Here is an 11,120-nt window from a genome sequence, read left to right on the forward strand (position 1 = left end):
CAGCGAAGCCGACGGCCGGTCAGTCCTTCGGCTCGGCGTCGGGATCGGCGGTGCCCGGCTTCGGCACCGCCGACGGCCCGAACACGAAGCGCACGACCAGCGGCAGGCACAGCGACAACCCGACGAAGCGCGCCAGATGGTGCGCGGCCACGAAGGCCGGATCGACGCCCAGCACGAAGGCCATGATGGTCATCGCCTCCAGCGCGCCCGGCACATAGGCGAGGAACACCTTCGGCAGCGCCTCGCCGGAAATCCATGCCGCCAGCAGCGCGAACAGGAAGGCGACGCTTACCGCCACCGTCAGCGCCACCAGCCCATCGATGAAGAAGCGCCGTAGCGTCGCCATCGAGGTGCCGGCGAAGCGCGCGCCGGAATTGGCGCCGAGGATGACGAAGCAGACGATCAGCAACAGGTCCGGCAGCCGCCCCTCGACGAAGCCGGAGCCGTGCAGCACGCCGCTGGTCAGCATGGCGCCGACCATGGCGCCGCCGGGAAACCGCGCCCGCTCGAACAAGAAGCCGCCGAGCGCGCCGGCACCGAGCGACAGCAACAGATTATAGAGATCGGGCGCCACCGGATTGATCGGCAGCGTGCCGGCCGGCTGGTGCCCCAGCCCGCCCATCGCCGCCGGCAGCAGCGCCACTAGCACGAACAGCCGCAGCGACTGGCCGAACACCACCCGCCGCACATCGGCGCCCGAGGTCTCCGCCATGATCAACACGGCGGACAGCGCCCCCGGCGCGGCGGCGAAGAAGGCGCTGCGCCGGTCCCATTTGGCGATCTTTTCCAGATAGAACCCGACCGCCAGCATCATCGCCGGCAGCGAGACCATCAGGATCGCCATGGTGGCCGGCCAGCTGGCGAGCCCCCTCAGCGTCTCCGGCGAGATCGCCGAGCCCATCGAGGTGCCGAGCAGCACGAAGGTGACGTCGCGCACCCGTCGGCCAATGCCGATCGGCGCCCCCGCCAGCGAGGCGATGGCGCAGGCCACCAGCGCGCCGGACAGCCAGCCGGCAGGCATACCGAGAAACGCGAACAGCCCGCCGCCGGCAAAGGCCAGCGCCAGCGTTCCGGCGAGTCGGGCAAAGCCGCGCAAACGCGCGCGACGAGATTCGGAAGAATGCGGATGCGGCATGAACGACGATTTCGTTTGTTCCGGATCAATGCGCCTCCCGACCACGAAGGTCAATTTCCACACATGACCAGTTCCGCCCTTTTTCACGCCGAGCGCGCCGTGCCGCGCTACACCTCCTATCCGACCGCACCGCATTTCAGCGCGGAGATCGGTGCCGAACAGCACGCGCAATGGCTCGCGGCGCTGCCGTCCGGCGCCAGCCTGTCGCTCTATCTGCATGTGCCGTTCTGCTCGGCGCTCTGCTTCTATTGCGGCTGCACCACCAAGGCGACGCGGCGGGCCAGTCCGGTCGCCGCCTATGTCGCGCGGCTGGAGCGCGAGATCGCCCTGGCGGCGGGCGCGGCCGGCGGACGGCCGGTGCCCCACATCGCCTGGGGCGGCGGCACGCCGAGCCTCATCGGCCCGGAAGCCCTGCGCCGGCTCTTCGACCGCCTCGCCGCGGCGTTCGACCTCGAGCCGCTGGCCGAGCACGCCATCGAACTCGACCCGCGCGAAACCGACGCGGCGCTGGCCGATGCCCTCGCCGCCATCGGCGTCGACCGCGTCAGCTTCGGGGTGCAGGACTTCTCGGCCCATGTGCAGACCGCCATCGGCCGCGTGCAACCCTTCGGCACCGTCGAGCGGGCGGTGACGCTGATCCGCGAGGCCGGGGTGGCCGCCGTCAATCTCGACCTGATGTACGGCCTGCCGCGCCAGACCGCGCGCGACGTGCGCCGCACCGCCCACATGGCGGCGCAGCTGCGGCCGGACCGCCTCGCGCTGTTCGGTTATGCGCATGTGCCGTGGGTACGGCCGAACCAGCGCCTGATCGACCAGAGCGCCCTGCCCGGCGCCGCCGAGCGGCTGGAACAGGCGGAGGCCGCGCGCGAGGCGCTGGTCGCGCTCGGCTATGTCGCCATCGGCCTCGACCATTTCGCCCGGGCCGACGACCCGATGGCGGTGGCGGCGCGCGAGGGCCGGCTGCGCCGCAACTTCCAGGGCTACACCGTCGATCAGGCGGATGCGCTGATCGGGCTCGGCGCCTCGGCGATCAGCCGCTTCCCGCAGGGCTTCACCCAGAACGCCGCCGATTCGCACGCCTATATCCGAGCGCTCGACGCCGGGCATTTCGCCACGGTGCGCGGTGTCGCCTTCACTCGCGACGACATCCGGCGCGGCCGGCTCATCGAGAAGTTGATGTGCGACTTCGCGGTGGATCTCGACGAGGAGATCCTGAGCGAGGCGGCACCGCGCCTCGCGCCGCTGGCGGCGGACGGGCTGATCCGCATCGAGGGAGGCCATGTCGAGGTCACCCCCAGCGGGCGCCCCTTCGTACGGCTCGCCGCCGCCGCCCTCGACGCCCGGCTTCAGCAGGGCACCGCCCGGCATTCCGTGGCGGTGTAAGCGGCGTGCAGGCCGGCTGGCGCGCCCGGCCCGGCCCCGAAAACAAGACGCCCCGCGGCGGAGCGCGGGGCGTATCGAGGATCGGCGCCGAAGCCTTTTGGGGCTAAGTGCCTCGGGCCGCACGACCGGATGAATTTGTTCTTGTTTGTCCCCCTCCGGCGTATTCCCTGCGTCTCAGGCGGCCCCGGCGAGCCGCTCCATGCTGCCACGGTCGCGGATGCGCACCTCGTCGGCGCGCAGCAGCGCCACCAGTCCCCGGCGCTTCAGCTCGGAAAACGCCCGGCTCACCGTCTCCAGCGTCAGGCCGAGGAAATCGGCGATCTCCTGCCGGGTCATGGCGATATGCACCGATCCGTCGAGCGGGGCATCGCCGCGCCCCGGCTGGCGTCCCTCCGGCATCAGCCGCAACAGGAAGAAGGCGACGCGCTCCAGCGCCGACATCCGCCCGAGCACCAGCGCATGCGCGTGCAGGGTGCAGAGCTGGCTCTCGAAGCGGCGCAGCAGCCGGGCGGCCAGCGCACCGTCGCGCTCCAGCGCGCCGCGCTCATGCGCGACCACCACGCTGGCGGTAAGCGTTTCGGCGGAACAGACATAGGCGTCGCCGCAGGCAAGGCCGAACACGTCGCCCGGACCGAGCAACTCGACCACCTGGCGGCGGCCGTCGGGCAGCAGCTTGGTCAGCATCACCGCGCCCTCGACCAGTTCCATGATGCGCCGGGCCGGATCGCCCTCATGCAGCAGGACCGCATGGCCTCCGACCCGCTGGCCCGGAGCGGGACCGTCGAGCAGCGCATGGCCGAGCTCGGCGCCGGGGGCATGCGAGCGCCCGTGGCTGGTGCCGATCCGATCCTCGATTGCCTGTCGCATGGAAGCCTCCGTTACGCTGTGTGGCAGACCATACGGACGAATGTTGCGACGCACAGTTGGGGCGGCTGCGTAAGGGAAACTGCGCAAGGGAAACTGCGGAACCGCGAAGCGGCGGCAGCGCCACGCCCGGCGACTCAGGCATCCGGCAGCGCGTCGACCAGCGCCTCGAAGTCCAGCGGCTTGCGCATAACCTGCAGCGGCGCCAGCCCGCGCAACTGGTGGTCGATCACCGTCTGCGACTGGCCGGTCACCACGACGACGCGTGGCGGCCGGGCAAGGCCCTGCAGCCACCGCACCGTCTGCCCCCCGGTGATGCCGGGCAGGCTGAGATCGACCAGCACCACATCGCCAGAGGCGGGCGGCGACTGGGAGAAGAAGCTCTCGGCGGTCTTGTAGAAGACCACCTCGTAACCGAGGTTGTTCAAGGCAAAGCTGAGCGAATCGCTCACCCCGCCATCGTCCTCGAGCACGTGAATGCGCACCGCCGTGCCTCCCGCTTTTCCCCGAAGGTGGCGAAGGCGAGAGGTGGCGGCAATTCGTAGGAATGCGCAGCACAGGGGCCGGCGGAACCGGAACCGGGGCCGTTCAGGCCCGCATGTCCTTGAGCACGATGCGCACCAGATCGGCGGCATTCTTGGCGCCGAGCTTCTCCATGATGCGGGCGCGATGCACCTCGATGGTGCGCGGCGAAATGCCGAGCTTGCGCCCGGCCTCCTTATTGGAGGCGCCGTTGGCGATCTGCACCAGCACCTCGCGCTCGCGCGGGGTCAGCAGGCCGTGGCCGGGGAAATGCGCCGTCAGCAGGTCGCCCGAACCATTGCCGGCGCGCTGCGCCTGCGCGGCGATCGCCTCGCGCACCCGCTCCACCACCGTGTCGGCATCGAACGGCTTCTCGATGAAGTCGAGCGCGCCATGACGGATGGCATCGACCGCCATCGGGATATCGCCCTGGCCGGAGATGATGAAGATCGGCGCCGGATAATGGTCGGCCTCCAGTTCCTTGAGGATATCGAGGCCGGAGCGGCCGGGCATGTGCACGTCGAGGATGACGCAGGCCGGTACATTCTGCCGGGCGATGGCGAGGAAGGCGGCGCCATCGGAGAAGCTGCGCACATGATAGCCTTCGAGGCTCATCACCAGCGAGAGGGCATCGCGGATCGCCGGATCGTCGTCGACGACGAAGATGTCACCCTGCCCGGCCATGCGGCTGCCCTCCCTGCTCGGCCTCGATTCCAGCCATGTCGGCCCGGATCGGCAGCGACAGGGCAAAGCATGCGCCGCGTCCCTGGCCACCGGGATCGACCACCAGATCGCCGCCGTGGTTCTGAGCGATCGTTCGGGAAATCGCAAGCCCGAGCCCCATGCCGCGACGTTTTGAGCTGGCGAAGGCCTGGAACAGCTTCGGCAGCGCCTCCGGCAAGATGCCCGGCCCGTTGTCGGAAACCTCCAGCACCACGTGGCTGGCGGTCCGGGAGGTCGCGATGCGAATGGCCGGACGCCGCGCCTGCGCCGCCGCCTCGATGGCGTTGCGCACCAGGTTGACGATGATCTGCTGGATCTGCACCGGATCCACCAGCACCAGCGGCAGATCGTCCTGCTGCTCGCGGCCGATGGCGATGCGGTGGCGCTGGCCGAGCAGGGTCAGCTCGATGGCGTCGTCCACCAGCGGATCGAGCAGGCGCAGCTGACGTACCGGGTCGCGCTTTTCCACGAATTGCCGCATGCGCTGGATGATGTGCCCGGCGCGCTCGGCCTCGCCCGTCGCCTTGTCGAGGATGTCGCCGACCGAGGCATTGAGGTCGATTCCCTTGGCGTGGGCGCGGCGGATCGCCTGCAGATAGAGCATCAGCGCGGTGAGCGGCTGGTTCAGCTCATGGGCGATCGCCGCCCCCATCTCGTCGATCGCCGAGACGCGGGCGAGATGCACCAGTTCGCTCTGCAGCTCGGCGAGGCGCTGCTCGCCCTCCTTGCGCGGGCGCAGGTCGCGCAGGATGCCGATGAACTGGCGGCCTTCCGGCGTCTGCGCTTCGCCGACCGACAGCTCCAGCGGGAACACCGTGCCGTCGGCATGGCGGCCGTGCACCTCGCGGCCGATGCCGATGATCTTCCGCTCGCCGGTGCGAATATAGCTGCCGATATACTCGTCGTGCTCGACGGCATATTCGGTCGGCATCACCACCTTGACGTTCTGTCCCAGAACGTCGGCGGCGGGAAAGCCGAACATCTTCTCGCAGGCCTTGTTGAACACCAGGATGCGACCACGCGCGTCGATGACGATGATGCCATCCGCCGCCGTGTCGAGCACCGAGAGCAGCCGCGCCCCGGAGACGGTATTGGGCTCTGCCCGCTCATACTCGCCACTCATTTCGCGCATGACGTCGGCCTGTCCAGAGATACGCAACGCGGCAGGCTTGAGCGGCACTCGACGCACCAACTCGCTTCCGGCAATCCGCATCCGGCTCGTCGTCGCCCCTGCTGGTGCCGCGCTACAGCCAGCCTATGTCGGGATGATAGATACGCCGCCCGTCAAAGCCAAGGGGCAGGCCGCTTTTGCGCTGGGCGTAAACGCGCCGCATCTTCGAATGATCGAAGGCGGTGGTCTGGATCATCGACAGCGGCGCGACATGATAGTAGCCGAGAACCATCGGCACGAAGACCAGCAGGCGGTCTTCCGCGCACAGATGCAGCAACAGCTCCCAGTCCTCATGCGCGGCGGCATGCTTGCCGTAGTAGCCGCCCAGTTCCTCCACCTGGTCGGCGTCGACCAGCGAGAAGGCGTCGATGTAATTCATGTCGTAGATGCGCTCGTCCACGAAATCGTTGGACAGCAACCCGATCGAGCGCTCGCCATTGTGCATCACCAGATTGCCGTAGGTGATCGCCGCGCCGGTGTCCCGCGCCGCGCGCCAGAAATGGTAGAGATTGTCCGGCACCAGCTCATTGTCGGCATCCATGAAGCAGACATGCCGGTAGCGCGCATGGTGCATCGCCCGGTTGCGCGTCGCGGCGAGCCCTTCATTGCTGGTCGCCAGGATCGGATCGAGCACGCCCAGCCGGTCGGCCAACGCCATCGAGGCCAGAAGGCGCTGCGAGCCGTCGCGGGAGAAATCGTCGACCACGATGACCTGGCAGCCCACGCCGCGGTCCTTCAGCGCCTCGGCCGCCCGCAGCGCGCTGCCGATGGATCGGCCGAGATAGTTGCGGTGGTTCCAGTTCGGAATGCAGATCGACACGCCGTGAGGGTTGCGCCCGCCGATCATTGCGCGACTTCCAGCCTGCTGCCGTCCTCCAGCAGCCGCCGTGCCGGCGAATGCCACGGCGCGATCGCCTCGGCGACATTGCCGGCCAGCCGGCCGTGCCGCTCGATGAAGTCGAAAGCCGCCTGGTACAGGCCCGCGAGCCCGTGCCGCTCCCGCGCCTCCCTCACCGCCTCCAGGCTGGAATAGACCCAGGGGACATGCGCGAAATGGGCGGCGTTCAACGGATCTACCTTGGCGGGGACGGCGCCGGCGGCCACGGCATGCAGCGCCCGGAAGCCCTCGTGATAGGGAAAGCTGTGGTGGCTGCTCCAGAGGTAGAGATCGGACCGGGCGAGCACCCGGGCGATCTCGGTCGCCTCGAAGCCGGAGCGCCGGTCGAACGGCCGGTGCGGCGGCAGGAAAGCCAGGCCGTCGCTGCCGAGCGCCTCCATGGCGGCGGACAGGAAAGCCGCCCGGTCGGCGGTGGCATGGCCCAGCATCGCCCAGGGCAGCGGCCGGCCGGGCTGCCAGGGACGCACGGCCGCGCGCTCGCGCGCCGAAAACGCCTCCGGCGCCCACGCATAGGGCACGCCGCGCACGAAAGGCACCGCCACCTGCCGCACCATGGTCAGGTCGACGATGGCGGTGATCGGCGGCGCATCCGCGGGGAACTGGTTGCCGAACCAGTGCGAATAGATGGTGTCGTAATTGACGAGGACCCGGTGCTCGAACTCCCCGAGAGCCGCGACCAGTTCGCCGCGCCGGCCCGCCCGCTCCGCGGTGATCAGGCATTCGGAATAGTTGACGATCAGCACCGTGCTGCCGGCATGCGCACGCAGCGCGGCGACATCGCTGGAGGACAGCGCCGCGGCCGCCAGCCCAAACGCCGACAGGTCCTGTGCCAGATTGGTCGCCTGGCTCTCATAGAACCAGTTGATGCCGATGGGAGCGATGACCGGGATCATGCCGCCGCCCCTGTCACGGAAGACCGGCCGCGCTGCCGAGGCGCTGGAGGCTTTCCTGCTGCACCAGCGCGTAGCGGCGCAGTCCGGCAAGCTCGTGCTCCAGTTCGGCGATGCGCGTCTTGAGCGCCTCCGCATCGTCGGGCGCCGCCTCCGGACGGCGAGCGGCGGCCCGCAATTCCTGGATCTGGTCCAGGAGGAAGAACGGGTCGATGGCGCGATCGGCGAGCAGTGTCGTCACCTGCGCCAGCAGGCGATCGCGCGCGGCGCAGGCACCCTCGGTTGCGAGCAGCAGCAGCGACGACTTCCACAGCGCCGGCGACAGCCCCGCCAGCGGCCGGCGGCGCACGCTCTCGACACCCGACGGCGCCAGCGGCGCCTGCCAGTCGCGGCCGACGCCATGCACCAGCACCAGCGCCCCGGCGGCCGCAGCCTGCTCGGCCAGCCCGATCTCGGCCAGGGAATAGAGCCGCAGTTCGTCACCGGCCGGCACCTCGCCCGCCCGTTCGGCGAAGACGAAGGCGGAATCGGTCCGGCAATGCTCCAGCCGGCGGGCGAGTTCAGCGGAAGCCACCCGCACGCGCCCGACACCGGCGAAACGGGCGAGGAGCCCGACCAGGAAGACATCGACCTCGTTGGGACCGGCCTCGTCGCCACCGACGGTGGCGACCAGTTCCCGCCAGTTGCGGCGCGCATCGAGATGCAGGGCCAGCAGGGCGACCCACGTCGAACGCGGCTCGCGCTGGCCGGCGAGCGGCGGCAGCGGTGTCGAGGCGTCCGGATCCGGCTCGGCGATACTGCGCATGGCGGGTTCTCTCGCGGGATGCACGATCAGCGTCTCGCGCGCCGGCCCGCGGCATCGCCCGGCAGGGCCTCGACGGACACAGCATCGACGGACACGGCATCGACCGACAGAACGTCGGCGGGCAGGGCCTCGACGGGTCGAACCTCGATCGGCGCGTTGCGCCGGGGATGGGCACGCAGGTGCCACTGCCAGGCGGTTTCGATGATCTGCCGCAGATCCGAGCGCCGAGTCTCGAAGCCCAGTTCATCGCGGGCGCGCGCCGCATTCGCCACCAGAATGGCCGGGTCGCCCGCCCGCCGGTTGCCGACCACTTCCGGCAGCTTCAGGCCGGTCACCTCCTCGATCACGCTCAGAACCTGCCGGATCGAGTACCCCTCGCCGGTGCCGAGGTTGAAGGTGCCGCCGGGCTCGCCGCGCAGCAGCCGCTGCAGCGCCAGCACATGCGCATCGGCGAGGTCGACCACGTGAATATAGTCGCGCACCGCCGTGCCGTCCGGAGTGGGGAAATCGGCGCCGAACACGCTGAAATCGTCGATATAGCCCTGCAGAGTCATCAGCGCGCGCGGGATGATGTGGGTCTCGGGATCGCGCAATTCGCCGAGATCGCCGGCCGCGTCGGCGCCGCAGGCGTTGAAATAGCGCAGCACCACCGATTTCAGGCCGTAGGCCATGCCGAAATCGTCCAGCATGTGCTCGACCATGCGCTTGGTCTGGCCGTAGGGATTGACCGGCACGGTGGGCACGCTCTCGTCGATCGGCATGTGTTCGGGCTGGCCGTACACCGCGCAGGTCGAGGAGAACACCAGCTTGTCGCACGCCGCCGCGCGCAGCCCGTTGAGCAGCGACAGCGAGCCGGCGACGTTGTTCTCGTAATATTTGGCCGGATCGATCATGGATTCGCCGACATAGGCCGAGCCGGCGAAATGGATGGCGGCCACCACGCCGTACTCGCGCACTGTGGCGGCCACCGCGGCGGTATCGCGAATGTCGCCCTCGACCAGCGGGCCCCAGCGCACGAAGTCGCGGTGGCCGGTGGAGAGATTGTCGAAGGTCACCGGCAGGAAGCCGGCTTGCGCGAGCGCCTTGCAGGTATGGGCGCCGATATAGCCGGCCCCACCGACCACCAGGATTCGTTCCGCTGTCACCACATTCTTTCCGCTGTCACCGCGACCATCTCCGCGTTCGCTCAAACAGCGATAACACGCTGCACCAGTCCCTGCGAAACCAGCGACTCGAAATAGGGTATCGTCCGCTTCACGCCTTCACGCAACGGCACCACCGCCTGCCAGCCGAGCAGGGACTGCGCCCGCTCCACATTCGGCCGGCGCTGGCGCGGATCGTCCTCCGGCAGCGGCCGGAACACGATCTTCGACCGGGAACCGACGAGATCGATGACGAGATTGGCCAGCTCCAGGATGGTGAACTCGGTGGGGTTGCCGAGATTGATCGGCCCCGTCACCTGCATCGGACTTTCCATAAGCTTGATCAAACCACCAATCATATCATCGACATAGCAAAATGAACGCGTCTGCTCGCCACTGCCATGGACAGTAATATCCCGATTCAGCAGGGCCTGCACGATGAAACTCGATACCACGCGTCCATCATTGGGATGGGTTCGCGGGCCGTAGGTATTGAAGATACGCGCGATCTTGACCTGCAACCGGTGCTGGCGCCAGTAGTCGAAGAACAGTGTCTCTGCGCAGCGCTTGCCCTCATCGTAGCAGGAGCGCGTCCCGATCGGATTCACATTGCCCCAATAGTCTTCCGCCTGCGGATGCACCTGCGGGTCGCCATAGACTTCGCTGGTGGAAGCCTGCAGAATCTTGGCGTTGAGCCGCTTGGCGAGGCCCAGCATGTTGATCGCACCGAGCACGCTGGTCTTCGTGGTCTGCACCGGGTCGCGCTGGTAGTGAATCGGCGAGGCCGGGCAGGCAAGATTGTAGATCTCGTCGACCTCCACATAGAGCGGATGGGCGATATCGTGGCGCAGCAGCTCGAAGCCGGGATGCCCGGCCAGATGCTCGATGTTGCGCCGGGTGCCGGTGAAGAAATTGTCCACACACAGCACCTGGCATCCCCGCTTCAGCAGGTACTCCGCCAGATGCGACCCCAGAAATCCGGCCCCACCGGTGATGAGGACGCGCCGTTCAAGATGCATGAATCGATTCCGGGTGCCACAGCACAGACGAACTTATCCCGCCTACAGCAGGGCGATGAAGGTTTCGCTAATAGAGGACCGGGCAGGACGGCCCGACCCGGCGCATGCAGACAGCGCGTCATTATCCACCGCGCCGGATCACGCTGCGCTATGCCGCGCCGCGCCCTCTCACGCCGAGTGAACCCGCCTGCGCGGGACGCACGCCATGGCGCTCCCTGTCGGGAAGGCCGCCTCTGTCGAGGATCCAACCGGCCGAGCCGGCGCGCCCATGGCCGATCCTGCCCTCCCCCGCCCTCTGCCGCTGCGTCCTCGCCGACGCCCTGCGGTGTCGGCGGGCGCCGTCTGCGTCTCAGGTGAAGAGGAAATTGCTGCTGGTGAGATCGGTCAGCTTGGCGTTCTGCAGCACGATGCCGTCATGGCCGTCCCAGATCACCACGTCGGTGCCGCTCTGGAACGCCGCCGTCATCGCCGCACCGATCGAGGAGAAGATCGCGCTGTCGAACACCACCCGGTCGCGCGTCACGTTCCAGTCGACGAAATAGTCGACCCCGCCGCCCTTCTCCAGGAT

The 11,120-nt window shown here is 68.5% G+C and carries 12 protein-coding genes; 1 reads left to right on the forward strand and 11 read right to left on the reverse strand.

The features are described from left to right. Positions 1–19: 19 nt before the first annotated feature. Positions 20–1,135, reverse strand: coding sequence for an AbrB family transcriptional regulator (locus LGR54_RS11370; protein WP_230362056.1), 1,116 nt, complete (start codon positions 1,133–1,135; stop codon positions 20–22). A gap of 63 nt (positions 1,136–1,198) precedes the next feature. On the opposite strand from LGR54_RS11370, the gene hemN reads away from it, so the two are divergent. After that, positions 1,199–2,518: an oxygen-independent coproporphyrinogen III oxidase gene (gene hemN, locus LGR54_RS11375; RefSeq protein WP_230362057.1), complete on the forward strand. Its 1,320-nt coding sequence runs from the start codon at positions 1,199–1,201 to the stop codon at positions 2,516–2,518. 174 nt (positions 2,519–2,692) lie between these two features. On the opposite strand, the gene LGR54_RS11380 is transcribed toward hemN, so the two are convergent. From LGR54_RS11380 to LGR54_RS11425, 10 genes are all read right to left on the reverse strand, one after another. Next, positions 2,693–3,385: a Crp/Fnr family transcriptional regulator gene (locus LGR54_RS11380; RefSeq protein WP_230362058.1), complete on the reverse strand. Its 693-nt coding sequence runs from the start codon at positions 3,383–3,385 to the stop codon at positions 2,693–2,695. A 134-nt stretch (positions 3,386–3,519) separates the two neighbouring features. Continuing rightward, positions 3,520–3,867 (reverse strand): response regulator, encoded by a 348-nt coding sequence (locus LGR54_RS11385; RefSeq protein ID WP_230362059.1) that lies wholly within the window; start codon positions 3,865–3,867, stop codon positions 3,520–3,522. Positions 3,868–3,970: 103 nt separating this feature from the next. Beyond that, positions 3,971–4,588: a response regulator transcription factor gene (locus LGR54_RS11390; RefSeq protein ID WP_230362060.1), complete on the reverse strand. Its 618-nt coding sequence runs from the start codon at positions 4,586–4,588 to the stop codon at positions 3,971–3,973. Then, positions 4,572–5,759 carry a nitrogen regulation protein NR(II) gene (locus LGR54_RS11395; protein ID WP_230362061.1) on the reverse strand — a complete coding sequence of 396 codons (1,188 nt, stop codon included), beginning with the start codon at positions 5,757–5,759 and terminating at the stop codon, positions 4,572–4,574. Before LGR54_RS11395 ends, LGR54_RS11390 begins: the two co-directional genes overlap by 17 nt. 112 nt (positions 5,760–5,871) lie before the next feature. Then, a complete protein-coding gene (locus tag LGR54_RS11400; RefSeq protein WP_230362062.1) occupies positions 5,872–6,645 on the reverse strand; it encodes a glycosyltransferase in 774 nt (257 codons plus the stop codon). Continuing rightward, entirely contained in the window at positions 6,642–7,589 is a 948-nt protein-coding gene (locus LGR54_RS11405) for a hypothetical protein (protein ID WP_230362063.1), read from the reverse strand. Before LGR54_RS11405 ends, LGR54_RS11400 begins: the two co-directional genes overlap by 4 nt. 13 nt (positions 7,590–7,602) lie before the next feature. Next, the gene (locus LGR54_RS11410; RefSeq protein WP_230362064.1) at positions 7,603–8,391 is read right to left on the reverse strand and encodes a hypothetical protein; all 789 of its coding nucleotides are present in this window, start codon (positions 8,389–8,391) and stop codon (positions 7,603–7,605) included. A gap of 26 nt (positions 8,392–8,417) precedes the next feature. Beyond that, the gene (gene galE, locus LGR54_RS11415) at positions 8,418–9,539 is read right to left on the reverse strand and encodes a UDP-glucose 4-epimerase GalE (RefSeq protein ID WP_370638182.1); all 1,122 of its coding nucleotides are present in this window, start codon (positions 9,537–9,539) and stop codon (positions 8,418–8,420) included. Between the two features lie 38 nt (positions 9,540–9,577). Beyond that, positions 9,578–10,552, reverse strand: a complete 975-nt coding sequence (locus LGR54_RS11420; RefSeq protein ID WP_230362066.1) for a UDP-glucuronic acid decarboxylase family protein — start codon at positions 10,550–10,552, stop codon at positions 9,578–9,580. Between the two features lie 349 nt (positions 10,553–10,901). Next, a partial coding sequence (locus LGR54_RS11425; protein ID WP_230362067.1) for a hypothetical protein occupies positions 10,902–11,120 on the reverse strand: 219 nt, incomplete at its 5' end.

Origin of the sequence: Ancylobacter sp. Lp-2 (assembly GCF_020523795.1) — a bacterium.
Lineage (GTDB): Bacteria > Pseudomonadota > Alphaproteobacteria > Rhizobiales > Xanthobacteraceae > Ancylobacter.

Excerpts from the sequence above, each read along its gene's own strand:
- LGR54_RS11370 (WP_230362056.1), bottom strand. The coding sequence starts at position 1,135 with ATGCCGCATCCGCATTCTTCCGAATCTCGTCGCGCGCGTTTGCGCGGC.
- hemN (WP_230362057.1), top strand. The coding sequence starts at position 1,199 with ATGACCAGTTCCGCCCTTTTTCACGCCGAGCGCGCCGTGCCGCGCTAC.
- LGR54_RS11380 (WP_230362058.1), bottom strand. The coding sequence starts at position 3,385 with ATGCGACAGGCAATCGAGGATCGGATCGGCACCAGCCACGGGCGCTCG.
- LGR54_RS11390 (WP_230362060.1), bottom strand. The coding sequence starts at position 4,588 with ATGGCCGGGCAGGGTGACATCTTCGTCGTCGACGACGATCCGGCGATC.
- LGR54_RS11395 (WP_230362061.1), bottom strand. The coding sequence starts at position 5,759 with ATGCGCGAAATGAGTGGCGAGTATGAGCGGGCAGAGCCCAATACCGTC.
- LGR54_RS11400 (WP_230362062.1), bottom strand. The coding sequence starts at position 6,645 with ATGATCGGCGGGCGCAACCCTCACGGCGTGTCGATCTGCATTCCGAAC.
- LGR54_RS11405 (WP_230362063.1), bottom strand. The coding sequence starts at position 7,589 with ATGATCCCGGTCATCGCTCCCATCGGCATCAACTGGTTCTATGAGAGC.
- LGR54_RS11410 (WP_230362064.1), bottom strand. The coding sequence starts at position 8,391 with ATGCGCAGTATCGCCGAGCCGGATCCGGACGCCTCGACACCGCTGCCG.
- LGR54_RS11420 (WP_230362066.1), bottom strand. The coding sequence starts at position 10,552 with ATGCATCTTGAACGGCGCGTCCTCATCACCGGTGGGGCCGGATTTCTG.